The organism is Nocardia sp. NPDC055321 (genome assembly GCF_053645575.1).
On record NZ_JBSHMS010000010.1, the window covers coordinates 66,302 to 91,744 of the forward strand.

Sequence of the window (25,443 nt, forward strand, 5' to 3'; positions counted from 1 at the left end):
CCGATTCGAGGGGATTCCGGCGATGTCGCGAGGCCGGTCAGAACCGGTAGTCGAGGAATTTCCCGTCCAGCGTCACGACCACGCGGTCGCCGTCCGGATCGGGCCGGCGTTCGACCGTCAGCTGGAAATTGATGGCGCTCATGATGCCGTCGCCGAATTTCTCGTGGATCATTTCCTTGATCGCCGGGCCATAGACGTTCAGCGCCTCGTAGAAACGGTAGATCGTCGGGTCGGAGGGCACCGGATTCTCGAATGTGCCGCGATAGGGCTGGGTTTGCAGGGATTCGACGACATCGTCACCGAGTTCGAGAAGCGCGGCGACGGCGCGGGCGTCCGATTCGGGCATGGGATGCTGGCCGTACAGCGCGGCGATGGTCCAGGCCAGCGGTTTACCGATCGCGCCGGCGAGTTCACGCCAGCTCAGCTTCAGCCTGATCCGCTGCGAGACAATAAGTTTCGTGGCCTCGGTTTTGTCCATGATGGGGGTCATCCCGGCTCCTTCGATGCGCGCTGTCCGATGTGTTTCGCGTATTCAGTCGACCATTTCGCCCCGGGCGCGCAGAAGCGAAAATGACGCAGGGGTGCGGGCAATTCGCGCAGGATTTCGCGACGGACGCCGGATTTACCGCGGCGTAACGGCGGGCGGCGGTGCCGTAACACGCGCGGTCCTACACTGGCGTCTTTCAGCACGAAAGCGCGATGGCAGATGAGTACAGCCGGAATCGCCGTGGCACGGCAGGTGATCCAGTCGATGGATCAGGCCGCCTGGGTCGTCGACCCGGCCGGGCGGATCGTGATGATCAACGGGTCGGCGCTGTCCGCGTTCGGCTACCGCAGCGACGACGACGTAGTGGGCGGGTGCAGCCACGCGGCGTTCCACCACACCCAGGTCGACGGCGAGCCCTACGACCGGTCGAGCTGCCCGATCCTGCGCGCCTCGCGCGGTGTCCACCCGGCGGGAACGGGTGCGGAATGGATGATCCGCCGCACCGGCGTCGCCCTGCCGGTGTCCTGGTCGGCGTCGAAACTGTGCCTCGACGCGGCGCCGCTGACCCTGATCGCCCTGACGGTGCTGGACCGGCATTCGACCGGCGAGCAGGGTCCCGAACACATCGTTCGCGAACGCGCCTCGGTGCTGCAGCGGCGCGCGCTACACGGGAAGGCGTGCGACCTGATCGCGATACACGCCGCCGATCCCGGGCTCTCCCCCGCCGTCCTGGCCCGCACCCTGCACGTGTCCCTGCGCCACCTGCAGACCGCGTTCGCCGAATCGGGCACGACCCCCGCGCACGCGATTCGCGTCGCCCGCCTGACCCGGGCCGCGGCGCTGCTGGAGGCGGGCCGGACCGTCGCGGACGTCGTCGAACTGTCCGGCTTCACCGACCCCTCCACGTTCCGCCGCGCCTATCGCCGGCACTTCGGGACCGGGACGTCACCGCGCGACGCCTGAGGCCGCACGGTGAACTCGGTGCCCGCCGGTTGTCGACGGCGGTGCCGGAAACCTATCCGGCCCTGAGTGTTTCCAGCTCGCGGATCAGCTCCGAGGCGGTGACGGGATCGAGGGCGCTGCCGGTCGATTCGACGGCGGTGACGGTGTGGGTCGCGTGGCGCATCAGGTCACGCCATTCGAGGCTCGGCGAGATCCACAGCTGGGCCGTGTCGCCCCCGGGCAGCGGCCGCACCATGCGGTCGATGGCGCCGTCGGAGGTTTCCCGTATCCAGCCGAGGTGTGTCAGCGCCAGCAACCGGCCCGGGGAGGTCGCCACGCCGTGGTAGTCGCGCAGCGCGGCCGCGAGCGCGCCCGGTTGCCAGATCGGCCGATCGAGCTGCGAAAAGGGTTGCAGCATGGCGTAATCGGTGAAGAGCTCGGTCCACTCGGCGAGCGTCCCACCCAGGTGGAGCGGGTGCGCGATGCCGACCTCGGCGGCGTCGTCGACGGTGAACGGGTCGTCGTTGACATCGGCGAAGGTGAGGTCCTCGGCGATTCGGAACGACTGCTGGACGGCGCCGTCCGCGTCGACGGTCACCCACACCAGCCGGCGGGCGAGCTGCCGCAGCAGCGGATGGTCGACGAACAGCTCCCGATGTGCCCGCGCCGACCACCGGCGGCCCTCGATCATCGCCCGTTCCAGCCGCCGGATCTGCTCCCGGGCAACCTTCTTCGTGCCGGCGTTCAATAGCGTGAACCGGTCGTGGGCCGCACCGGCGAACGCGCGATCGTCCTGGGCGGCGGGCTTGGGCAGCGTCTTGCGGCGCGGGCCCCGTGCCCAGGAGCCGTCGTCGGTCCGGCGACCGTCGTGGACCACCGGTTTCAGGTGTTCGTCGAGATCGATGACGAATCCGCGGGATCCGTAGTCCAGGACGAGACTGCCGTCCGCGCCGAGCCCGAAATCCGGGACAGTGCGGTCGGCCAGCTCATCGGTACTGATCCGGTGCTGCGCCGCGACGGCGTCGAGCTTGGCGCGCGCGGTCTTCCGGAAGCCCCGCTGCCTGGTGCGGAGTCCGATGTCGCGCAGGTGCCCGAGGGCGGCGGGCGTGCCGATGTCGGCCAGGACGTCGAGGGCCGCGACCGCGCGGGACACGGCCGAGTGCCGCGGCCACTGCAGGATCAGCGGGACCAGCAGCCGCGCCGCCTCGTCGTCGCCGAACAGCCCCACCGCGCGCAGGGTCCAGATGCCGCCCGCCGGGTACTCGGCGAACACCCACGCCTGGAACAGGCCCCACGCGAAGCCCGCCATCGACATCGGGTCGAGGATGGCCGACAGCTGTTCGATCGCGGCGGGATCCGGATTCCGTTTGGCCAGCAGGGCGCACACCGCCGCCACCGCGGACTCGGGCAGCGCCCGCGCGGTGTCGCCGGTCAGCAGCGGGGGCAGCACGGGCAGGAGCAGCCAGGGCGGCGGCGCGGCCGGTGCCCGGCGCGGTCGCAGCACGTCCGGGAGCTCCACCGGATCGACGACAGCGAGATCCGGCAGCCCGACACCGAATTCCGCCGCCAGGTCCGGGTTTCGGTAGGCGTGCACGCGCAGCATGGTGGCCACGGCCGGAATCCGCGCGGCATCGGCCGCCAGCATCCGCATGGCACGGCGCGGAAAGCGGTGCGCGGCGGCCATCGCCGCGGTCGGGACGCCCCAGCGATCCAAGTTCGCCAGCAGCAGTCCGAACGCCTCGTCGGTGGGCAGGTGCGCGAGGATGTCGGCCAGGTCGCGCGTGTCCTCCCGCGACCAGCTCGTCACGTGATCCACGAAAGCCACGGCCGCAAGGGTTTCGGCGGCCTCGGGTCCGATGCGAGCGGCCATCTCGATGTAGCCCGCGGTGGTCACGCGGGTGCGGTTGTCGAGCCGCAGGCGCGCGATGAAGGTCTTCAGTTGCGGTGCGGTGGTGATCGCTCGCGAGAGGAACGCGTAGCCGGTGTGCGCCCAATAGTCGTCCGCGGTGGGCGATTCGGCGACCTCGGCGGAGACCCAGGACTCCTCGGTCGGGGCGAGGAGGCTGATGGCGATGCGGGTCGACCGCGGCCTGGGTACCGCGCGGATCTCACCGAGCCGCGCGACCGCGGCCAGGTACTGCTCGTCGGTGGCGGCGACCAGATGCTCGCGCGTGCGCTCCAGCAGGATCGTCGAGCGGAAGGGGTGATAGTACGGCCCGACCGTCCATGGCGTCAGATCGTAGCCCCGGCCGCGCTGGTCGACGTGGTTGCCGCGGCTCATGGTGTTCGCGAGCAGCGCCGCCTCGGCCGCGAACACGACACCGTAGCGGGCCACCCACGCGTCGACCACCATCGCCCAGTGTGCGTCCGGATCGGCGCCCTCGTCGCGCCGCCGCTGATCGGGTTCGGCCACGCGTGCCAGCCCGGCCGCCCCGAGCGGCGTTGCCGCCGCCGGATCCTCGAGCGCCGCCACCGCGGCCGCGCTGGACGCTGCCGGAATCGAGAGCGCCAGTACCGAATACAGCGTCTCCCGTTCCGCGGCGATCAGCGCGTCGTACCGTTCACCGGCACCCGGATCGGGGGTGAACGACCGATACGGCGCGAAGCCGCGAACCGGATTCACCACCTCGGTCCATGCCTCGGGAACCCGCCAGCGGTCCTCCCCGACTGCGTCACGATCGTGATCGATCCCGTTGGCCATCAACGCCCTCCCCGGTACTGCGAACCTTTGCGGGGATTCAAGCAAACGCGACCGACAACCGCTCTCGCCCCGCCCGGTTCGGCATCACGACCGCCGACACCGTCGCGGTCATGGCCGCAATCGTCATCAGCCCTGCGAGCCGGACGCGGCAACTCGCTCGGGTTCCAGCACATCCGCCACCACCGCGGCCACCCGCTCGCGAAATGCCGAGGGGCCGAACGACTCCGCGTGGGCGCGGACGACGGCCGGATCGTAGGTCGCGGAGTCGAACGCGGTCATCCGGTCGGCCAGTTGCCCGACCACCTCGTCGTCGGAACCGGGATCCACGTACTCGCCTGTCACGCCCGGGCGGACGGTGTCGAGCGCGCCGCCCTCGGACACCGCCAGGACCGGGGTGCCGCAGGCCATGGCCTCCACGGGGACGATGCCGAAATCCTCGATACCGGGCATCAGCAGGGCGCGGCAGCGGCGGTACATGTCCACCAGGACCGCGTCCGGCGCGGCCCCGAGGAAGGTGGTCTCCGGACCCGCGATGTCCTCCAGTTGTCTGCGAAAGCGGCCGTCGCCGACCACGACCAGGCGGCAGCCCGCCCGGCGCGCGGCGCGAATCGCGAGGTCCGGTCGTTTGTAGGGGACCAGCCGTCCGGCGAACAGGAAGAAGTCCTCGCGTTCGACGGCGGGGTCGAGGGCGAATCGGTCCAATCGCACGGGCGGATTGACCACCGTCGCGGGCAGCCCCCACCAGTCCTGCACCCGCTCGGCGACCGCGTGCGAGTTGGCGATCACCCGGGTCAGGCGCGGGGCCGCGCGGAGTTCGGCGCGGCGCGCGAGGCCGCCGAGCCCGGCCAGGGCGAGCTGGCCCGCGCGACCGCCGCCCTCCTGGGCGCGAAAAGCCCTGTCCCAGGCCCAGCGGGCCGGGCTGTGCACGTACGCCACCACGGGAGCGTCCGTCGCGAGGGCCGCCTGGGTGGCGAAGGCGTGATGGCTCACGACCACCGCGTCGAACCGGCCCGACAGGGGCAGCCCCCGGAACGCGCGCGGCACGAACGGCAGCAGGGGCGCGTGCGAGCGGCGGCCCGTCGCCGCGTGCGCGCGGGTGAGCCAGGTGTCCTCGATCTCCGTCCACGGCATCACCAGGTTGTCCGCGGGTGGCGCGGGTGACCGGCCCGCGTCGACGATGGGCGCGAAAACCTTCGCGCCGGGCCATGTTCTGGTGAACTCGGCGACCACCGCCTCCGAGCCGCCGTACTCGGTGAACCGCTCGTGCACGATGCCGATCCGCGGCGCGCTCATTCGGCGGCCTGCCCGATGCGGCGGGGTGCGGCGAAGCGGCGGATCGCCGGCGCGGTCGGACGCCCGCGCAGCAGCCCGTCGACCCCGCCCCGCTCGAGCGCCCGGCGATAGACCGCCGCGGCGGCCCGGCCGGCCTCGATCGTCGCGTCGATGTCGGCGTCGGTGTGGGCCGCGGAGGTGACGAACGATTGCCCGAGCACTCCCCGATCGAGCATCTCCTGCAGGAACAAGGTGCGAAACTCCTGTGCTGGTTGGCCGGAAGCGTCGGCCGTGCGGAAGATCAGGCACGAGGGGCGGCCGACCACTCGAAGCTGTTCGGCGATACCGGCTTCGGCCGCGACGGCGTTGACGCCCGCGGCCAGCCGGCGGCCCGCGTGCTCCATCCGGCCGACGGGATCGGTGGTGGCGTAGGCGCGCGCCACCGCGCGGAACGCGGCGAGTCCACCCGATTCCGGGCCGTGCGTGGTGGAGAGCAGGAACACCCGGGCCCGGTCGGTGCGCAGCCCACCGAGTTCCATGAATTCCCGCTTGCCCGCCAGCGCCGAGATCGGGAACCCGTTGCCCATCGCCTTGCCCCAGCACGAGAGGTCCGGGGTGACGCCGTAGACCGCCTGGGCGCCGCCGGAGGACCAGCGGAATCCGGTGATGATCTCGTCGAAGATCAGCAGCGTGCCGTGCCGATCACACAGGGCGCGAACGCCTTCCAGGTACCCGGGCGGAGGTTCGGACAGCGCCGTCGCCGCCTCCATGATCACGCAGGACAGCTCGTGCTCGGACAGCAGCGCCGCCAGCGCGTCCAGATCGCCGTACTCGAAGCGAACGACGGTCCCGGTCTCGGGAATGCCGTCGTTCATCGCCGTGGTGCCGATGAACCAGTCGTCGGTGGAGAAGAACGGCTGATCGCACACCGCCACCGTGGTGCGGCCGGTCGCGGCCCGGGCCAGTCGCACCGCCGCGGTGGTGACGTCGGAACCGTTCTTGGCGAACTTCACCATGTCCGCGCCCGGCACCAGACCCAGGAAGTCCTCGGCGGCGAGCAGTTCCAGCTCCGTGGGGCGGGAGAAGTTGACGCCGTCGGCGATCGCGGCCGAGACCGCCTCGACCACGGGCCGGTAGCCGTGGCCGAGCGTGACCGACCGCAGGCCCATGCCGTACTCGATGTACTCGTGGCCGTCCACGTCCCGGACCCGGCATCCGTTGCCGCGCACCAGCACCGGGGCCATCGACTCGGGGTACTGGTCGTCGCCGCGGGCATAGGTGTGCGCGCCGCCCGGAACCAGCTCGTGCAGCCGGGCGCGGGCGGCCGCGCTGCCTGCGAGGTGCGGGTAGGACGGACTCGACGCCCGCGCCGGCGTGGGCGGACCGGAGGACATGGCCATCGGGGGTGTGCCTTTCGGATTTAGCATCGGGGTTCGGCGAACGCCTTGAGATAGCCCGCGCTCTGGCGCAGATACATCCAGGACCAGAACCGCGCGCCGGTGGGCGTGGGGCTGGCGACCATGGTCAACTCGCCGTCGAAACACTTCGAGACGATGTACCTGGCCCGCGAGATGTGCGGGGTGAAGGTCACGACGATGATGTGCCGCCAGCCGAATTCCCGGGCGCGACGGCCTATCTCCTGCGCCTCCCCCTGCGTCGTCCAGGGGTCGGGCTCGAAACAGCTGACCTGGAAAGCGAATACGCCGTCGCAGTACTTCGCCATCTCCGGATCGTCGGCGCCGGTCGAGCGGGAGATCAGCAGTTGCGGCGCGTACCCGCGCCGTGCGAGATCGAGGCCGAGATCGAAGCGCTCGTAGGGCGTACCGCCCAGCACCACGATCGCGTCGGCGGGCCGGAGCGGGTCGAGTTGCGGGTGGACGTACACCGGCAGACCGGCCACCGCGACCGCCCCGCACACCGTCAGGGCGGCCACCAGCCGGCCGGCCCACCGCCGGCGGAGCCGTCCGGGCGCGCTCATGCCGGAACCGACCGCCGGCGCGACCCGGCCTCGACGGTGACCGCCCACAGTTCGTGATCGCCGCGCCGCCCGCCGGGGCCGATGATGTCGCGCAGCGTGCCCTCGAGCGCCATCCCGGTCCGCGCCGCGGCGGCGGACGCCGCGCCCGGTGGCGTCGTCAGGGACAGCCGCAGCACGCCGAACCGCCGGACGGCGGTGTCGATCAGGCACCGCAGCGCGGTCGCGGCGATGTCGGCGTCCGGGTCCGCGACGGCGAGGTGAACATCCAGGTGCGCACTGCGATTGAACCGATCCAGACCGTAGAGACCGGCCCGGCCGACCGGCACCCCGCCGACCTCGATCACCAGGATCAGACCCGCGTCCGAGGTCGCGCCCGACCACCCGCGCAGCTGCTCGGCCAGTTCGTGACGGATCGAACGCCGTTTCGGCACAGCCGGTCTCACGATGTCGAGCAGGGTGCGGCTGCGCAGGACGACACCCGGCCGCGCCGCCGTGGTGATCAGTTCGGTTGCGCCCCTGCGCATCCGGCGCAGACAGCGCCGCAACCACCCGAAGCCGAAGCGCAGCACCCCGGCCGCCACCGCCGCGGGACCGGGCGCGCGCTCCGGATCGAGGGCGCCCCGTGCGCGCGGTTCCGCGTCCATCCACGCGTACTTCTCGATCGACCGGGCCGCGTACCCGCCCGGCGGAGCGCCCGCCGCCGTCGCGACCCAGAGCTCGTGATCCCGGCGCGCACCGCCGACGTCGAAGTACCGCGCCATGGTCGCCTCGCGGACCATCCCGCAGACCGCGGCCCCGCGCAGCACCGCCGCGTTGTCCGTCGAGATCGGCGCCACGATCCGTTCCAGGCCCAACCGCGTGAGCCCGAAGTCGATCAGCATGCCCGCCGCCACCGTGGAGACCCCGCGCCGCGCGCGCTCCGAGTCCAGCCAGAAGCCCATTTCCGCACTGCGCGTTCGGCTGTCGATCGCGGTCAGCTCGATCTGACCGGCGAAACAGCCGTCGACCTCGATCACCAGCGCCAGCCGCCGCCCGAGCCGGGTGTACACCGCGGCATCGAGGAACTCGCGCACCCACATCCGTTCGGTGTGCCTGGCCCGCCAGCCGAGTGGCGAAGTGCCCCAGTAGGGTTCGATCAGCCGTTGATCCCGGAGCCGGATCTGCCGCCAGCGCGCGAAGTCGGCCGCCCGGGGCGGGCGCAGCACGATGGTTCCGCCCGGCAGCACGACCGGGCCGATCCTGGTGCGCGACAACGCTGCGCGGCTGCTGATCATCGGCGGGTCACCGCACCGGTCGCTGCTTGCCGAGTGGGGCCGTGGTGAGCGCGCCGGTGGGCGAGACGACCAGTCGCCAGTAGCCCCCTTCCGGATCCTTCAGCACCACACCGCCGTCCGCGCGATCGGAGAACCAGGCGCCGCTGGACAATATGGCGGACAGCGGCGCGCCGTCGGGCGCCTGCGCCCGGAAGACGTCGGCGTCCCCGGTCGCCTGCGCGATCAACGTCCCCTGGACGGCGGGCACGTTCGCGCTGCCCCGGCCGATGACCTGCCAGCCCGTCGGGTAGGTCGCGGGGGCGAGGTCGGCGGCCGCGCTCGAGATCAGGTTGATCGCGGTGCCCTCCGGGCAGCCCGCCGGGTCGATCCGCAATTCGATGGGTGTCGATCGCGGATCCGGATCGAAGCGGACGTTCGCCAGATAGGGCTGGCGGCAATGGATCAGGTCCAGGCACACGCTGCGCGCGGCCACCTTGCAATTGACCATGCCGAACTGGGACGGTCCGCCCACCCCGGCCTGGCCGATCGACAGCGCGGTATCCGAACCCTCGAACCAGACGTTGGTCAGCCACCAGTCGTTCGACGCGCCGTCGACCCGCAGGTGCCGGTCGGTGGTGCGGGGGTCGTTGTCGGAGACGAACTCCACGTTGGTCAGCGCCAGACCCGCGTTGTGGTCGTTGCCGGTGCCCAGCACCCCGACGCGGTTGCTGGTGAACTTGGACGAGGTCACGTAGTTCTGGATGCAGGAGGTCACCAGCCCGTACCCGAAATTGTTGATGTCGCAGTTCAGGAAGGCGGTGCCGCCGGTGTTCTGGTCCAGCACCACCCCGCGCTGCTCGGCGTACCGGGGGTAGTTGTCGCCCAGGTGATTTCCGCGAATCACGACCGAGTCGAACGAGCACCGGAAGCACTGCGACAGCGACACCGCGGTGGCCGCCGGCCCGGTGACGTAGATGCCGAGCCAGGCGAAGCGCACCCGCTGGCGATGTTTCAGGGAGATCAGCGTGGTGTCGGTCTCGCACAGGATGGTGGTGGCGTCGCCGCCGTCGCCGTAGATCATGGCGAAGTCCGAGAGTTCGGGCCAGCGGGTGACCCGGTAGGTGCCCGCGGGCAGATAGAGCACCAGCGGCTCGTCGCCGGTCCGGCACGCCGCGGCGATGGCGGCGGTGTCGTCCGAGGTGCCGTCGCCGACCGCCCCGAAGTCCCGGACGTTGCGCACCGTGCCGCCGGACGTTCCCGGGCCAGGCCCTGCCGAGGCGCACGCGGCGGTCGGCAGCGTGACCGCCGCGCCGAGGGCCGCGGCCAGCATGCGGCGCCGATGCACTCCCTCGCCCGTCACCTGCGCAGCCCGCCTGTCAGTCGCTCCGACCAGCCGCCGCGCGCGGCGATGGCGATCACGCGCGGACCGCCGGCGCCCACCGAGGCCAGGGCGGTCACCGAGTCGTACACCTCGCCCGAGGTGGTGTGGCCGAGTTCGACGATCCCGATGGTGCGCGCGCTGCGCGCGCCCAGGGTCAGCGCGTCCGGGGCGGAGAGCACCGGCGCCACGTCGATGAGGACGTCGTCGAACATGTTCTCCAGCTCGGCCAGCAGCTTGTCGAACTGCTCCGAGGCGAGCAGATCGGACATGCCCTGATCGGCCGCGCCCAGCGGAATCACCCAGATGCCGCGGTCGGACCAGGACAGCACGCCGTCGACGGCCGCGCGGCCGCCGCGCAGCATGTCGGCCAGCCCCACCCCGTTGTTCTCCGGCATCAGGCCGGAGCTGCCCCGGCGGGTGGTGTCCGCGTCGATCAGCAGCACGTGCCGCCCGGCGTCGGCCAGCGAACGCGCCAGGCCCACCGCGATCGCCGGCTCGGACTTCTTCGAGAAGCTGGTCACCATGGCTGTTTTCCCCGGGCTGCCCGCCACGTCCTTGGCCAGGCGCGCCCGCACCTGACGCAGGTCGGTCTCGGTTCCCGGACCCTCACGTTCGACGGTGCCGAGCACCGGAACCAGTTCCGCCAGTTCGGCTTTCGAGCGCACCCGGCGGTCGAGGCGTTCGAGCAGCAGTGCGGCGGCGCCGCCCAGCAGCAATCCGGCCAGGATGCCGACCATCACGATCCGCGAGGACTGCGGCGAGCTGGCGGCGGACGGCAGCTCCGCGCGGTCCACCACGGCGACCCGGGCGGCCGGGGCCGCGGTCTGCTCGATGGTCTCCAATTCGTCCACCAGCGCCCGGAACTGGGCGACCACCTCGTCGGCCAGATTGCGGGCGCCGGTGGCGGTCGGGGCGGTGACAGTGACACGCAGCATCGCGGTGGCGGGCGGCGAGGCCACCGTGACCCGTTGCCGCAGTTCCTCCGCCGAACCCTTCAGACCGAGCTGACCGATCACGCGATCGAGCACCTTGGTGCTGGTGGCGAGCTCGAGATACGACCGAACCCGTTGCTGGGCGGCCAATCCGCCCTGATACGAGTCGTTGACCGAGGTGCCGGTCGCCATCGACACGTAGACGCTGCTGGACGCGGTGTAGGTCACCTCCGCGGTCCGCAGGTACCCGATCGACCCCAGCAACCCGAGCAGCAGCGCGACGACGATGACGCCCCAGCGTCGTCTGCCGACTCGCGCGTAATCCACAAGTCCCATAACTCAATTCCTTCGCTTGTCCGCGACAGCGGGTTCGATCGGGCGTACCGGCGCCGGCGCGCCACTCGGCCCGGGTTTTCGGCGCAGCTCCCCCACCGCGAGGTACACCAGCCAGATCAGCACCGCGGCCTGCAGGAACTTGCCCAGGGTCTCGGCGGTGCCCAGCACGCCCCGCTCGAAGATGACCGGGAATTCGATCAGCGCGGTTCCGAAGATCACCGGAATCAGCATGCGCGAGTACAGCGTTCGCTCCCAGACGAGCAGCAGCGCGAAGGTGCACAGCATCCCCAGCGTGACGCCGAGGTACCCGCCCAGCACGTACCCCTCGTTCACGTTGCCCTCGGCCAGGGACACCGACACCTGACTCATGTCGACCGACGTACCGCGCACGTGATTCGCCCACTCGGTCCCCGATTGCGCCTTCTCCGCGCCGAGCAGCTGGGTCGGAACCATGCTCACCAGCAGGTGATTCACCACCTGATCGGCGCTGAGCCACGCGTTCGGGCCGGTGTAGTAGACGTCGGTGGCGGCCTCGAGCAGATCGAAGCGGCGCAGCAGGCTCAGGAAGGGCTGCAACACCGGCGGGTAGCCCGAATCGGTGAGCGCCGCTTCGGCTTTCGAATAGTCGGTCGCCTTGAGCGACTGCAGCCAGCCGAACGCGCCGATGCCGGCGAGCGAGACCGCGGCGATGGAGACCACTTTCGTCCGCGTCCAGCCCTCGAGGCCGAACCGCACCGCGATCGCGAGCGCGGCGCCGAGCACGGGCGTCTTGGACTGGATCGCGGTGGTCCACCACAGTTCCCCGAGCATCAGCACCCCGACCACCAGGAGGGTGTGGCGCGGGTTCGCGAACCGCGCGAACACGATCAGGCCCAGGGCCCCGACCGTGGCCAGCATCGTCAGCAAACTCAGTACGGGACTGGCGCTCTCGACCTCACCCGCCTTGCCGGTGACGCCGGTGGCGACGCTCGCCAGCCGGGCCGTGGTGCCCAGCAGGTACAGCACGCACAGCGTCGGCAGGAAGTTCGGATCCCGGGTGATCACCACGGTGCGCGCGGGACGCGACCGGCGCCGCGCCCAGAGCGCGAAGACGACGACGAGCCCCGCGTACACCCACATCCCGTACACGACAGGCCGCAGCACCAGCGCGAGCCCGATGTCGTAGCCGATGCGCGCCAGCCGCGGATCGGCCACGTTGTCACCGAAGCTGGGCTCGGGCCGGACCACGAGCAGCACCAGCGGCCGGGCCACGTAGGACATCGTCCAGTAGACGGCCTGCGCCACCAGCAGCACCTGGGCGACGCCGCCCACCCGCCCGGCCGCCACCACGATGGTGAGCAGCGCCAGCGCGATGAGCGCGATCGTGACGGTCGCGCTCAGCACGAGAAGTCCTGTCCCACGGTGCTATCCGATCGCATCGATGATCTCCCGCGCACGGTCGGCGTATCGATGCCCGCCCCGGGTGATGGTCCGGTAACCCGCCTCGGCCACGCGTGCCGCGGCCTCGGGGTTCGCCGCGCACCAGTCCAGGATCTCGTCGAGTTCGTCGCGGTCGGAGAACAGGAACGCCTCGGTCCGGTCGGCCAGCAGTTCGGCGTGCTCGCCGGTCCGCTCGCCGACGAAGAGCCCGCCCGCCGCGGGGACCTCGAAGGTGCGGCAGGTGTGCGTATCCCGGTTGTCGGAGTTCAGGAAGACCAGATTGGCGGTGATGGAGGCGACCGCGATGGAGAACTGCTCACCGTAGACCGGGCCCGAGAGTTTGGCCCGGGTGCTGCGCAACTGCCGAACCTGTTGCCAGCCCGGGCCGCTCACCATCATCTGGGCGCCGTGGGCGCGGGCCAGCGACACCACGCTGTCGCGCCGGTCCGGACGGCACGCGCCGATGAATCCGGTCAGGAACTGGCGCGACCCGCGACGGGCGCAGCGGTGGTGCCACGCCGGGTCGTACGCGCTGCGGACGAACAGGGTCTCGCGCGCGCCGCGGTCGATCAGCTCGGGCACGTTGTGCCGTTTGGTGGTGACGACCAGATCCCACTGCGACTCGAGCGCGAGGTATTCCGGGGTGGTGTTGACCGGGTTCGAGACGTCGTCCGGGCTGTAGTGCACGTGCAGCGGCGCGGGCGTCGCCAGCAGCCGGCTCTGATCGAGATGCACGCCCTTGAACACGAAGACCATGTCGGGATGCAGTTCGGCGGCGGCGCGTTCGATCCGGGCGTGCACCTGGTCGACCACCTGCGGCGCGCGCCGGTGGGCCACCTTGGAGTAGACCCAGGACGGGGACAGTCGTGGCGGGAGCGTCACGGGGGTGGAGTCGACGACCAGAACCTCGTGACCCGCGTGCCGAAAACCCTCGGCGAGCGACCGGGCGTTGCTGCCGAGCCAGTCGTCTCCGACGAACAGAATCCTCATCGTCTTTCCTTCCGAACGACCGGCAGCAATGTCGTCACCTGGGTGGCGTTCGCCAGATCGCGCACGAACAGCCAGCGCATCCGCACGATGTACCAGCACGCGACGGCGAATTCGGCGATGACGATCCCCCAGACCAGCGCCCACAGCGAATGCGACACCGCCGCGACGCCGAGCGCGATGGCGGCCACGGCGGTCCCGATGAGCCCGCCGGCCAGCACGCCCGCGGAGTCCTGCCGGACCGGCAGCACGGCGGTCGTGATGAACGAGGTCACCGTCGTCGCGGGCAGGATCAGCACCTCGGCGCGCAGCACGGGTACCGCCGCGGCGAACTCGTCGCCGAAGATCAGGTGAATGAGAACGGGCGCCGCCACCCAGGCCATGCCCGCCACCAGGATCGCCACCCCGACGCAGGCGGCGAGCGTCCAGCTCGAATCGCGCCAGAACCCGCGGTGCGTCCGTCGCGCCATACGCGGCAGCAACGCGAAACCGATGGGGTCCAACAGCGATTGGACCGCGCGCACCAGCCGGTCGGCGGCGGAGAAGAGTCCGAGCGAGGCCGCGTTGAGCACCACGCCGTACGCCGCCGCCGCGCCCTGGCCGTAGCTGGTCACCAGCAGCCGGGAGGTCAGCACCGGCCCGCCGATCCGCAGCAGCGCGCGCACCTTGCGCGGCCGGCCCGGCGGTCCGAACCGGCGCCAGGTGTCGATCCAGGTCAGGCCGACGCTCAGCACCGCGGACGCCAGCAGGCAGAGCATGGCCATCGACGCGCTCGGAAAGTGCGGCAGCACCAGGATCAGCATGAGCAGGTAGCCGACGCGGGCCACGCCCTGGTACACGACCGAGGCGCCGAATCGGCCCTGTCCGATCAGGACCCAGTCCTCGGACAGCGACCAGAAGCCGCCGACGAACAGGCCCAGGAAGATCATGTGCAGCTGCCCGGGCGCCCCCGCCGCCAGGCTGCCCGCCAGCGCCACCGCGAGCACGCCCAGGATCGCGCCACGAATCACCAGGTAGGTGCCCCGAAGTTCGTTGACGTGCACGACATTCGGGCGCGGGCCCTGGACGCGCGCGGAGATGTACGAGGTGATGCCCAGGTCGACGAGCAGCGATCCGATGAAGTAGGCGGCCATGCCGACCGCGAGCGTCCCGAGCCCCTCGGCGCCCAGCACCCGCGCGATCAGCGGCAGCGTCGCCACCGTGACCAGGTACTGGCCGTACTTGCCGATGCTGACCAGGCCGATATCGCGCAGCACGCCGAAGACCTCGCGGCCGGACCCCGCCTCCGCGACCGCGGGGGCCGCCTTGCGATGGCGGCCCTGGTATCCGCGAGCTCCGCGCTCCCGGCTCGACGGCGGGGTCACGAGACCGGACTCCGCTGCGCGGCCCCGGATGTCACTGCGGTCAGCACCCCCGCGACCGCGGCGGCGGTCGCGTCGATGCCGAATTCCCGTGCGCGCGTGCGCGCCGACTGCCCGAGCCGGACGCGCAGTGCGCGATCGCCGATCAGCCGATCCAGGGCGTCGGCGAGCCCGGCGCTGTCGCCGCCCTCGACCAGCAGTCCGTCCACGCCCGGCCGCACGATCTCCGCGGGGCCGCCGGCGCGGGCGGCGATCACCGCGCAGCCCGCCTGCATACCCTCGACGACCACCTGCCCGAACGGTTCGGCCAGCACCGAGCAGTGCACCAGGATGTCCGCGTCGCGCATGTACGCCGCGGGGTCCTCGACGTGGCCGATGAACTCCACCGGCAGCGCGAGTTCGCCGGCCAGGGCCACGAGTTCGTCGCGGTAGGACTCTTCCCCGAAGAACGTTCCGCCCACGATGATCACCGCGCGGGGCCGATGCCGGGCCCGGGCCACGGCGCGCAGCAGCACGTCCTGGCCCTTCCACGGGCTCAGTCGGCCCACGACCGCCACCGTGGCGTCCGCGGGCGCGCGCTGCGGTGCGCGATCGTGCGGCGCGGCGGCCGGTTCGACGCCCGGGTAGGCCACGACCGCGGCCCGGCGCCAGGTGATCAGCGAGTGCAGCGTCGCGCGGCTGTTGGCGATCACCCCGGCCGCGAGCAGCCAGCCCAGCAGCCGGATCAGGACCGCGAGCACCCGCCCGAAGTACTCGCTCGACACCAGATCGTGCACCTGCCACACCAGGGGAATCCGGGCACGGCGCGCGGCGACCGCGCCCATCAGCAGCGCCTTGGTGCTCTCGGCGACCAGGACGTCGGCCCGGCGCTCGCGCAGGACCCCGCCCAGGGTCCAGCCGAGCTTCAGCAGGTCGACGCCGCCGGCGAGCAGGCGGCCCGCGCCGCTCCCGGCGATGGTCATCGACCGGCTGTCGAAGGTGTTGTGCTGCACCGTGACCGGAATGCCGCGGGCGCGCAGGCGATCGACGATCGGCCCGTTCTCGGTCACCAGCATCTCGACCTCGAACGCGGGCGCGTCCGTCCGATCGCATAGCGCCGAGAGCAATCGCAGCGTCGCGAGTTCGGCGCCGGACGGCGCCGCGGTGTGGGAGAGGAATACCGCCCTGATCATCGCGCCAGCTCCGCGTACAGCGCGAGGTGCCGCGTCGCCGCCGCATCCCAGGAGAACGTTTCGGCGTGCGCCCGGCACCGTTCGGCGTCCGGGATCGCACCCGCCAGCGCGGCGACGATGCGCGCGGCCAGCGGTTCCACCTCGCCGGCGGGAACGATGAGCGTCGGGTCGAGCCCGCGCACCGAATCCGGCAGTCCCCCACAGTCGGTCACGATCGGGGCGCGGCCGGCGGCCAGCGATTCCAGCGCGATGAGGCCGAAGCCCTCCAGCGCGACCGAGGGCACCACCGTCAGTTCCGCCCGGGCATAGAGTTCGGCCAGGCGCTCGTCGGCGGCCCAGCCCTCGAACGCGACGGTGCCCGCGATGTCGCGTTGCCCGGCCAGTTCCCGGAGTTCGGCCTCCGCGCTGCCGGTTCCGACGATCACCAGGCGCGCGTCGGGGCAGGCGGCGAGCACGGCCGGCCAGGCGCGCAACAGGCGGTCGATACCCATCCGGCGTTCGAGCCTGCGCACACACAGCACCGTCCGGGTGCCCGTGCGTTCCGCGGCGGGGCCGGGCCGGAAACGATCGAGATCCACGCCCGGCGGAATCACCGCGATCCGGTCGGCCCGCACCCGGTAGTCCGAGACGAGCAGCTCCCGAAACTGTTCGGACAGCACCACGAATCGGTCCGCCCCGAGCCCGCGCAGGCGTTCGATGGCGTACTTCGCCCGCGCGGCGAGTTCGCCGGATCCGGCCAGCCTGCTCTCTGCGGCCCACGGTCCGTGGAAGTGGATGACCAGCGGGTGCCTGCCGCGCGGGCCGATCGCGGGCCGGCCGTAGAGCGCGAAATGCCGGTCCAGCACGGTGCCGCGCGGTACCCGGAAGCCGTCGAGGAACGCGGTCGCCGCCCGGTGGGCCGTGGAACCGCCGGTCGCGCCCCAGGATCGGCCGCCCGGCGGCGGATCGCCGAAGGCGCTCGCCGAGACCGCCGCGTCCGGCCGGGGCGCCAGGGCCTGGAACAGATCGGTGAAGTACCGGTTCAACCCGCCGGGGGCGGAGGCGAACCACTCGGATCCGCTCATGTGCACCCGGATTCGCGTGTCGCTCATCCGCGCTCCCCCACCAGGTTGCGCGCGCTCAGCGCGGTGCGGATGCGGAGCCGGTTCAGCGCGGCCCGCGCCAGTCGCCAGTCGCCGGCCAGCACGTCCGTGTGGGTGAGGTGGCGCGGGAGGTCCCGGGCGAGGCGGTGATGGAACCGGAGGGTCTCGGTGAGCTTGCTGATCGTGGAGGTGCGACTGCACATGTTGAACGGCGAATCACGCCAGGCGGCAGCGATATCGGGGATTCCGTAGAAGCTCCCGAACTGACCGACGCGCGCGAAGAGATCCACGTCCATGGGAAAGACGAGGTCGCCGCGAATCCCGCCGACGCGATCGAAATGCTCGCGCCGGAACATCGCGGCGGCGGTGGGGCCGAACTCGGCGGGGCCGTGCCGGACGATGGTGCGGACCAGTTCGCGCGCCGTCCGGTGCCCGTGCAGGCCGGGCAGCCCGAGACCGCTCTCGACCAGGGCGCCGTTCGCGTCGATCACCTGAAACCTGGCCGAGCTGAGGGCGACCCCGGGATCGGCCATGACCTCGAGCTGGGCCGCGAGCGCGCCCGGCAGGATGATGTCGTCGGCGCACACGACCTTGACCAGTTTTCCCCTGGAGAGCCGGATCGCCCGGTTCCAATTGTCGCCGATGGACAGGGTCTCGGCGTTGCGGACGACGCGCAGCCGGGAATCGTCGAATGACGCGACGATATCGGCTGTCTCGTCCGAACTCGCGTTATCCAGGAGCAGCAGCTCGAAATCGACGTTCTGATCCAGAACCGAGCGCAGCGTCGTTTCCACGGTGCGCCCGGCATTGTAGGCGGGGACGCACACGGACAGGCTGACCACGTTTACTCCTCCGCGGGGCGCTCGAATGCGCGCCGGGAATTGCGCGAACACGAATCGGAACTGTCTCGCGGCGAACGACTTTCGCGATCGGCAATTCGGCCGACCGCGTCCGCGTCGGCGATAACCGAACTCCTGTTCACCGGAAAAACCCCGGCTACCAGCGCTGATTCAACACGAACCCGTGTGGCGCGGTAGCGATACGAACCACCCCGCGCATGCACAACATTCCTCATCAGTAGACAATCCGCCCGCGATCCATTGCGCCGAAGGAACGCCCGGCTGTTCGACGGTATAGACCCGCTCCAGCGCAGGGGAACTTCGCAAACCTTTTCGTGACCGATGTCACATTCCCTGATCATCGCGAATACCCTGACAGCGCAGTTCCATTCACGATGTCGTGCGCTTCGGCGCCGTCGAGAATCCACCTGCCATTCAATTCCGGGTACTGCTCGGTAACCTCGGCGAGGAGATCCGGAACGGTCAGCAGCACCCGATCCGGATCGGCCGCGACGAGGTCGGCCGGTGCGATGATCGGGATATCGGTACCCGGCATTCGCCGGCCCCATTTCGCGGCCGACGCGTCCGCCACACCGGCGAGCAGACCGCGATGCAGGCCCGCGCGGCAGAACAGGGCGACCGCCCGCGACGCCGCGCCGTACGCGTACACGGTTCGGCCGCGGGCGGATTCGGTGTCCAGCCGGCGGCGCAGCGCCAGCGCCTGCTCGTCGGCCGCGCGCTGGAGACCGCGGACCGCGTCCGGATCGGTCGACGCCGCCTCGGCTGCCGCCACGCGTAGCACCGACTCGGCGGGTTCGGCGATACCGGCGACGGCGGCGAGCAGGACCGTGCCGCCGTAGAGATCGAACTCCCACGCGTGCACCGCGCTCAGCCCCGCGTCGCGCAGGAGCCGGCGCAGCACCGGCAGGGTGTAGTAGCCGAAATGACCGTGGCGCAGGGCATTCCACTGCCCGAGCCGGACGATCGCGCTCAGCGAGTGGTACTGCAGCAGCAGCACGCCGTCCGGGGTCAGCGCCGCGGCGCGGCGGGCGAACGCGGCGCGCTGGTCCGGCTCGTGCATGATGCCGAAGCAGTCGATCACGAGATCCGCGGGGGCATCGGTGATCTCGAAATCGCGGTCGCCGAGCAGCGGCAGCCAGCTGCCACCGTGCGGACTGCCGAATTCCCGTGCCGTCGAACCCCGCAGCAGGCCCGACGCCGCCACCCGCGCCACCGCGTCGGCAGCCTGCTCCCGCAGCGCCCGCGGTTCGATGCCGCGCGGCTCGCGGGTGACGGTGTCGTCGGCGGCGAGCTGCGCCAGACCGCAGTCCCCGCAGCGGAGCATGGCCAGCGGATGCGCGGTCTCGGCGGGATCGACCGGGGCGCTCGCCGGCGGGAAGTCATCCGCGGCGGCGACCGCGCCGAGATCGAGCACGATGTCGAGTTCGCTTCCCGCGCAACCGCGGCAGCGCGCCGATCCCCTCGGCCCCGACCCCGTCACGGCGGCATCACCCGGCCGGACGGCGGGAGCACTCGGCCGCATGCCGGAATCGGTCGGCCGCACGGCGGGATCACGCGATCACCCGCCGCAGGTCGTCGCCCAGCACGCCCCGCTCGCGCAGCGCGCGCAACCGGGACAGCCGGACGAAGCCGTCGAAGAAGTCGTCCTTGGTCAGGTCCCGCGCCCGGTACTCCCGGTACAGCTCCTGCGCGCCCTCCGAAATGCCGATGCGCGCTTCGAATCCCAGCCGATCGCGGGCGGCCGAGAAGTCGACCCGGTACGAGCGCGGATCCGCGCCGTGCTCGCCGGTGATCACCAGCCGGGCGGTGGGCACCACCTCGACCACCGCCGCGGCGATCTGCGCCACCGTCACGTTGTTCGCCTCGGTGCCGATGTTGTACGCCCGGCAGTGAATCGCGTCGATCGGGGCGACCAGGCAGGTCGCGAAGGCGTCGGCGATGTCCAGGGCGTGCACGAGCGGCCGCCACGGCGTGCCGTCCGAGAGCACCCGCACCTCATCGGTCAGCACGGCGTAGCCGACCAGGTTGTTGAGCACGATGTCCGCGCGCAACCGGGGCGAGAAGCCGAACGCCGTCGCGTTGCGCAGGAACACCGGGGAGAAGCCGTCGTCCGCCAGCGCGGCGACGTCGTCCTCGACCCGGACCTTGCTCTCGGCGTACGGGGTCAGGGGGCGCAGCGGGGCGCTCTCGCTCACCGGCGCGTCACCCGCGGCGCCGTACACCGAACAGGTCGACGCGTACAGGAACCGGCGCACGCCCGCCGCTTTGGCGAGCACGGCCAGGCGCACCGACGCGTGGTGATTGATGTCGTGGGTGATCTGCGGCACCAGCGCGCCCAGCGGATCGTTGGACAGCGCCGCCAGATGGATCACCGCGTCGAATCCGGCGAGGTGCTCCGCCCGGATGTCGCGCAGATCGAGCCGCAGCCCGGGCGGATCCTGCGGCGCCGCACCGAGAACGCAGTCGGCGAACAGGCCGGCGTCCAAGCCGACGACCTCGTGCCCCGCTTCGAGCAGCCGGGGCACCATGACCGTGCCCAGGTAGCCCTGGTGACCGGTGACCAGCACCCGCATCGTTACGCACCTCCGAAGGTGATGGTGGCCTTGTCCAGCACAAAGCCCTCGGCATATGGTGCGCGGCACTGGATTCCGCGCAGTCTGGCCAGTCCCAGGAACGCCTCGTCGTCGAACCAGTCCCGGTTCGCCTGGGAGGGATAGCACTCCGCCAGCAGCCGGGCCTTCGCCGCGGCGACCTCCGGCTCCAGCGGATGCAGCACCGTCGGGCGCGGGGTGTCGGTCTCCCATTTGAGAATCTCGTAGCCCAGCACGAGGTGGTCGCGGAACTCCGTCGGGACCAGTTCGGCGAGCAGCCGATGGTCCTGGTGCGCGTCGCCGCGCTGCGGCGCGAACACGACGTCGGGATTCGTGGTGCGCCGAAAGTCGTTCAGCGCGTTCTTGACTCGATCCCAGTGCGCCGGGGCGCGGCCGTCGGGGATGTCCAGGACCGTGAGGGTCACCTCGGCGGCGGGGCAGAAGGCGCGCAGGGCGGCGCGCTCCTCAGCGGCCCGCGCGGTGTCACCACCGGAGAGCACCAGGGCGTGGACCCGCAGGCCGGGGTTGCGCCCGGCGAGGGTCAGCAGGGTGCCGCCCATGCCGATCGCGATGTCGTCGCAATGCGCGCCCAGCACCGCGATCTCGGCCAGCGGGCCGGAGTCGAGGGTGATCATGCCGAGTTCTCCCAGACCATCCAGGGGCGATTGCCGTCCCGGTACCCGGCGTCGAGTTCGGCGCGTTCCTTGAAGGTGTCGGCGGGCTTCCAGAATCCCGCGTGCTGATACCCGAACAACCGGCCCTGATCGGCGAGCACGGCACACGCGTCCTCGACCAGATCACCGCCCGGCGGCAGCAGGTCGAAGACCTCCTGGCTGAGCACGAAGTAGCCGCCGTTCTCCCACACCGGCAGCTGCGAGACCGGGGTGATGGTCTTGACCGCACCGTCCGGGCTCAGATCCACGCAGTGGAACGACGACTGCGGCGGCACCGCCATCAACGCCGCCGCAGCGCCGGAAAGCCGGAACTGCTCGATCATTTCATCCAGCGGGGCGTCGGTCAGCACGTCGGAGTAGTTGGCGAGGAAGTACTCCTCACCGTCCAGGTGCGGTCGCACGCGGCGCAGCCGTTCCCCGATCGCCGACTCGACGCCGGTGTCGACGAAGGTGATCGTCCAGTCGCTGATGTCGGAGTGGAGCAGCTCGACCTCGCCGCCGCGCAGCACGAAATCGTTGGACATCGCCTCGCGGTAGGTGAGGAAGTAGTCCTTGATGTGCTGCGCGCCATAGCCCAGGCACAGGATGAAATCGCGGTGCCCGAAGTGCGCGTAGTACCGCATCACGTGCCAGATGAGCGGGCGCGGGCCGACCATCTGCATCGGCTTGGGGATCATGTCGCCCGAGCCGCCGCGCATGCGCATGCCGTAACCGCCGCAGAACAGCACAACCTTCATGACACTCTGCTCTCGATCTCCGTCGGGTTCACCACGCGGTCTTTCAGATCTACGACGCGCAGCCTCGGCAGCGGATAGACCAGGACGCCGCCCCAATCTCCGACGTACCGCAGCTGCTCGGTGAGTTCGGTTTCCAGGTTCCAGGGCAGCACCACCACGACATCGGGGCGATCGGCCGCGATCCGGTCCGGCGCGTGGATGGGAATGCGGGCGCCCGGGGTGAATTTGCCGTGCTTGTACGGGCTGCGATCCACGATGTACTCGATGAGGTCGGCGCGGATCCCGCAGTAGTTGAGCAGGGTGTTGCCCTTACCCGGAGCGCCGTAGCCGACCACCCGCCTGCCGAGAGCGCGCTGTTCCAGGAGGAAGGCGAGCAGGTCCGCGCGGACCGTTTCCGCGTCCGCGCGCATGCCGGCGTAGCCGTCGGCCGTGTGGAGACCGGCCGCGGCTTCCTCGGCCAGCACCTCGGCGACGCGATCCGAGACCGGGTGCGCGGAATCGGCTGTGGCCCAGACGCGCAGCGATCCACCGTGGGTGCCGAGCAGTTCGACGTCGATGACGTGCAGGCCCGCCGTCCACAGCGCTCGCCGGGCCGAAACCAGGGTGTAGTACTGGAAATGCTCGTGGTAGATGGTGTCGAACTGCCCGTGCCGCACCAGGTTCAGCGCGTGGTGCACCTCGATGGACACCGTGCCGGTGTCGGCCACCAGCCGCCGCAGCGCCCGGGCGAAGCCGAGGATGTCGGGGATGTGGGCGAAGACGTTGTTGGCGACGACGAGATCGGCCGGACCGTGCTCGGAACGGATCCGCTCCGCCAGGTCCTCGTCGAGAAACGCTGTGACGGTTGGCACATTCTTTTCCAGCGCGGCCGCGCCGACGTTCACCGACGGCTCGATCCCCAGGCAGCGCAGGCCACGGGCGACCGCGTGCTGCAGCAGATAGCCGTCGTTGCTGGCGACCTCCACGACGAACGAATCCCCGCCCAGCCCAAGGCGTTCGGTCGCGGCGGACACGAACTCCGCGGCGTGCCGGACCCAACTGTCCGAGTACGAGGAGAAGTAGGCGTATTCGGTGAATGTCTCTTCGGGGGTTATCAGCGCGGGCAGTTGCAGCAGCAGGCACTCGTCGCACAAACGGAGATGCAGCGGATACGTCACCTCGGGCAGGTCGAGATCGCCGCGCGAAAGGAACTTTTCGCACGGCGGCGTGGCGCCGAGATCCAGCACACTCGATATTCGTTCAGAATTGCACAGACGGCAACGCATACAGCTCCACACCATCGATTCCAACAGACCGATGACATCCGGCCGCACGTTCCACATCTCATTGCTTCGCGATCACGTTACAACCAGATTCGGTGTGATCCCGACACAGCCCCGGCGTGATTCCGCTTCTCGTCGGCTACTATCGCAGCGATACGCTCGACCGCCGGCCCCGCACGCGGGCCGCCAGGCTTGGGGGGCACGCCGCACACCGACCCGAACATTAGTTATTCGAATTCGCTATCACAATGTGCGATAGGGATTCTCGCCGACCGTAACGGCCCTCGACACCATCACGACATGGACAACTGACCATGAACTGACGGCAGTTACCGTCCCGGTCACCGGCACCGACCACCCCCCGAACCCTCGACCACCGTCGTGCATCGAAGCGCGACAGGCCCTCTTGTGTATGACAGGTACATCATCATGGGTATAGAACTCCGTGCCCCGCTCGACACGTTTGACGCAACGCCGAATTCGCTACGCCCGGGCGAGCGCGATCAATGGCGAACCCGATACTCGCGGGAATTGCTGGCGATCGACTTCTTCATGGTGTGTTTCGCTGTCGTTCTCACGCACGTAATCGAATTGGGCCGCACTCCGGATGCGCCGATCGAGTGGTGGCCGAGCACGGAGTCCCCCGGTACCGCGATCTCCGCGGGTATAGCGCTCGCCTGGCTCGCGCTGCTCAACTGGAATGGCGCCCGCTCGCCGCGCGTGATCGATACCGGCAGTGGCGAGTACCGGAAATTGCTGTCGTCGGCGCTGCATCTTTTCGGGCCGCTCGCGATCGTGGCGCTGGTGCTCGAACTGGACGCCGCGCGGACGTACCTGGCGATCACCCTGCCGCTGGGGCTCAGCGGCCTGATACTGGGCCGGCTGGTCTGGCGACTGCGGTCCGCGCGACGGCGGACGCCGCACGCGCAGCAGCGATCGGTGCTGATCGTGGGCAGTGCCGATGCCGCCCGGACCATGGCGGCGGCGTTCTCGCGCAGCCGCCCGGTCCGCTATCGCGTCGTGGGCGTCTGCACGCCGGACCGGCTCCCGGAGGCGGACGCGGCCATCGAGATCGACGGCCGTTCGATACCCATCGTCGGCGACGATCGATCGGTGGTGCGCGCCGCCCGGCGGGTGGGAGCGGACACCGTCGCGGTCATGGCGACCAATCACCTGGGGCCCAGCGATATTCGCCGAATGGCGTGGGATCTCGATCTGGCCGGCGTGGAATTGATCGTCGCGCCCGGTGTGATCGATATCTCCAAGACGCGCATGACGAGCCATCTTCTCGAAGGCATGCCGATGCTGCATATCGATGGGCCGCAATACGACCGCGCCATGTCGCTGCACAAAGCCGCGTTCGACACCTGTTTCGCGATCCTGGCGCTGATCCTCGTCGCGCCGCTCATGCTCGTGATCGCCGCCGCGGTCAAACTCACCAGCAAGGGTCCGATCTTCTATCTGTCGGAACGAATCGGCGTGGACGGCAAGCCGTTTCGAATGATCAAGTTCCGCAGCATGTACGCCGACGCCGAACGCCAGGCGCCCGCGCTGATCACCGGCAACGGCGGCAACCCGCTGTTCTTCAAGCTGAAGAACGACCCGCGGATCACCCCGGTGGGCCAGTTCATCCGCAAGTACAGCCTGGACGAGCTGCCCCAGTTCCTGAACGTGCTCCGCCGGGACATGAGCGTCGTGGGCCCGCGCCCCCAGGTGCGCCGGGAAGTGCGCTCCTACAACGGGGTAACGCGCCGCCGCCTGCTGGTCATGCCCGGGATCACCGGCCTGTGGCAGGTGAGCGGCCGCTCCGACCTGGCGCCGGAGCAGTCGGTCGAGCTCGATCTGTTCTACGTCGAGAACTGGTCGATGCTGTTGGATATGAGCATCATCGGCAAGACGATCACCACCGTCGCCCGGGGCGAAGGGGCGTACTGATCGGACCTCATCCGTATTTCGCGATCCGTCTCGCGGCCGCATTTCACATGTGATGGCACACGGGCGCAGATACGCTGCGGT

General features: G+C 70.4%; 21 protein-coding genes. 2 read left to right on the top strand and 19 right to left on the bottom strand.

Going from position 1 to position 25,443, the window contains the following annotated elements:
• Positions 1–37 precede the first annotated feature (37 nt).
• Positions 38–490 carry a cyanase gene (cynS, locus tag ACWIGI_RS17675; RefSeq protein WP_454203468.1) on the bottom strand — a complete coding sequence of 151 codons (453 nt, stop codon included), beginning with the start codon at positions 488–490 and terminating at the stop codon, positions 38–40.
• Between the two features lie 216 nt (positions 491–706).
• Here cynS and ACWIGI_RS17680 point away from each other — a divergent pair, with 216 nt between their 5' ends.
• Positions 707–1,450, top strand: a complete 744-nt coding sequence (locus ACWIGI_RS17680) for a helix-turn-helix domain-containing protein (RefSeq protein WP_454203469.1) — start codon at positions 707–709, stop codon at positions 1,448–1,450.
• 52 nt (positions 1,451–1,502) lie between these two features.
• Here ACWIGI_RS17680 and ACWIGI_RS17685 read toward each other — a convergent pair whose 3' ends face one another.
• The 18 genes from ACWIGI_RS17685 to ACWIGI_RS17770 all read right to left on the bottom strand — a co-directional run bounded on the left by ACWIGI_RS17685 (position 1,503) and on the right by ACWIGI_RS17770 (position 23,430).
• Positions 1,503–4,130 carry a DUF4132 domain-containing protein gene (locus ACWIGI_RS17685; RefSeq protein ID WP_454203470.1) on the bottom strand — a complete coding sequence of 876 codons (2,628 nt, stop codon included), beginning with the start codon at positions 4,128–4,130 and terminating at the stop codon, positions 1,503–1,505.
• A 126-nt stretch (positions 4,131–4,256) separates the two neighbouring features.
• Positions 4,257–5,423 carry a glycosyltransferase gene (locus ACWIGI_RS17690; protein WP_454203471.1) on the bottom strand — a complete coding sequence of 389 codons (1,167 nt, stop codon included), beginning with the start codon at positions 5,421–5,423 and terminating at the stop codon, positions 4,257–4,259.
• Entirely contained in the window at positions 5,420–6,802 is a 1,383-nt protein-coding gene (locus ACWIGI_RS17695) for a glutamate-1-semialdehyde 2,1-aminomutase (RefSeq protein ID WP_454203472.1), read from the bottom strand. Before ACWIGI_RS17695 ends, ACWIGI_RS17690 begins: the two co-directional genes overlap by 4 nt.
• Positions 6,803–6,822: 20 nt before the next feature.
• Entirely contained in the window at positions 6,823–7,380 is a 558-nt protein-coding gene (locus tag ACWIGI_RS17700; protein WP_454203473.1) for a YdcF family protein, read from the bottom strand.
• Positions 7,377–8,654 (bottom strand): GNAT family N-acetyltransferase, encoded by a 1,278-nt coding sequence (locus ACWIGI_RS17705; protein WP_454203474.1) that lies wholly within the window; start codon positions 8,652–8,654, stop codon positions 7,377–7,379. The genes ACWIGI_RS17700 and ACWIGI_RS17705 overlap by 4 nt, the downstream gene beginning before the upstream one ends.
• 7 nt (positions 8,655–8,661) lie before the next feature.
• Positions 8,662–9,993, bottom strand: coding sequence for a glycosyl hydrolase family 28-related protein (locus tag ACWIGI_RS17710; RefSeq protein WP_454203475.1), 1,332 nt, complete (start codon positions 9,991–9,993; stop codon positions 8,662–8,664).
• A complete protein-coding gene (locus ACWIGI_RS17715; protein WP_454203476.1) occupies positions 9,990–11,282 on the bottom strand; it encodes a Wzz/FepE/Etk N-terminal domain-containing protein in 1,293 nt (430 codons plus the stop codon). The genes ACWIGI_RS17710 and ACWIGI_RS17715 overlap by 4 nt, the downstream gene beginning before the upstream one ends.
• A gap of 3 nt (positions 11,283–11,285) precedes the next feature.
• Positions 11,286–12,665 carry a hypothetical protein gene (locus ACWIGI_RS17720; protein ID WP_454203477.1) on the bottom strand — a complete coding sequence of 460 codons (1,380 nt, stop codon included), beginning with the start codon at positions 12,663–12,665 and terminating at the stop codon, positions 11,286–11,288.
• 21 nt (positions 12,666–12,686) lie between these two features.
• On the bottom strand, positions 12,687–13,691 hold the full coding sequence (locus ACWIGI_RS17725) for a CgeB family protein (RefSeq protein ID WP_454203478.1): 1,005 nt from the start codon (positions 13,689–13,691) through the stop codon (positions 12,687–12,689).
• Positions 13,688–14,944 (bottom strand): oligosaccharide flippase family protein, encoded by a 1,257-nt coding sequence (locus ACWIGI_RS17730; RefSeq protein ID WP_454203657.1) that lies wholly within the window; start codon positions 14,942–14,944, stop codon positions 13,688–13,690. Before ACWIGI_RS17730 ends, ACWIGI_RS17725 begins: the two co-directional genes overlap by 4 nt.
• A 104-nt stretch (positions 14,945–15,048) precedes the next feature.
• Positions 15,049–16,221 (bottom strand): glycosyltransferase family 4 protein, encoded by a 1,173-nt coding sequence (locus tag ACWIGI_RS17735; protein WP_454203479.1) that lies wholly within the window; start codon positions 16,219–16,221, stop codon positions 15,049–15,051.
• Positions 16,218–17,285 carry a glycosyltransferase family 4 protein gene (locus tag ACWIGI_RS17740; protein WP_454203658.1) on the bottom strand — a complete coding sequence of 356 codons (1,068 nt, stop codon included), beginning with the start codon at positions 17,283–17,285 and terminating at the stop codon, positions 16,218–16,220. The genes ACWIGI_RS17735 and ACWIGI_RS17740 overlap by 4 nt, the downstream gene beginning before the upstream one ends.
• A 23-nt stretch (positions 17,286–17,308) precedes the next feature.
• Complete coding sequence (locus ACWIGI_RS17745; protein WP_454203480.1) at positions 17,309–18,145, bottom strand: glycosyltransferase family 2 protein; 837 nt, start codon at positions 18,143–18,145, stop codon at positions 17,309–17,311.
• 355 nt (positions 18,146–18,500) lie between these two features.
• A complete protein-coding gene (locus ACWIGI_RS17750) occupies positions 18,501–19,643 on the bottom strand; it encodes a class I SAM-dependent methyltransferase (protein WP_454203481.1) in 1,143 nt (380 codons plus the stop codon).
• Positions 19,644–19,713: 70 nt separating this feature from the next.
• Positions 19,714–20,736: an NAD-dependent epimerase/dehydratase family protein gene (locus ACWIGI_RS17755; RefSeq protein WP_454203482.1), complete on the bottom strand. Its 1,023-nt coding sequence runs from the start codon at positions 20,734–20,736 to the stop codon at positions 19,714–19,716.
• Between the two features lie 2 nt (positions 20,737–20,738).
• Positions 20,739–21,389, bottom strand: coding sequence for a PIG-L deacetylase family protein (locus tag ACWIGI_RS17760; protein WP_454203483.1), 651 nt, complete (start codon positions 21,387–21,389; stop codon positions 20,739–20,741).
• Positions 21,386–22,165, bottom strand: a complete 780-nt coding sequence (locus ACWIGI_RS17765; RefSeq protein WP_454203484.1) for a glucose-1-phosphate cytidylyltransferase — start codon at positions 22,163–22,165, stop codon at positions 21,386–21,388. Before ACWIGI_RS17765 ends, ACWIGI_RS17760 begins: the two co-directional genes overlap by 4 nt.
• Positions 22,162–23,430 carry a class I SAM-dependent methyltransferase gene (locus tag ACWIGI_RS17770; RefSeq protein WP_454203485.1) on the bottom strand — a complete coding sequence of 423 codons (1,269 nt, stop codon included), beginning with the start codon at positions 23,428–23,430 and terminating at the stop codon, positions 22,162–22,164. The genes ACWIGI_RS17765 and ACWIGI_RS17770 overlap by 4 nt, the downstream gene beginning before the upstream one ends.
• A gap of 528 nt (positions 23,431–23,958) precedes the next feature.
• Between ACWIGI_RS17770 and ACWIGI_RS17775 the strand changes: the two genes are divergently transcribed.
• Complete coding sequence (locus ACWIGI_RS17775; protein WP_454203486.1) at positions 23,959–25,362, top strand: sugar transferase; 1,404 nt, start codon at positions 23,959–23,961, stop codon at positions 25,360–25,362.
• Positions 25,363–25,443 lie beyond the last annotated feature (81 nt).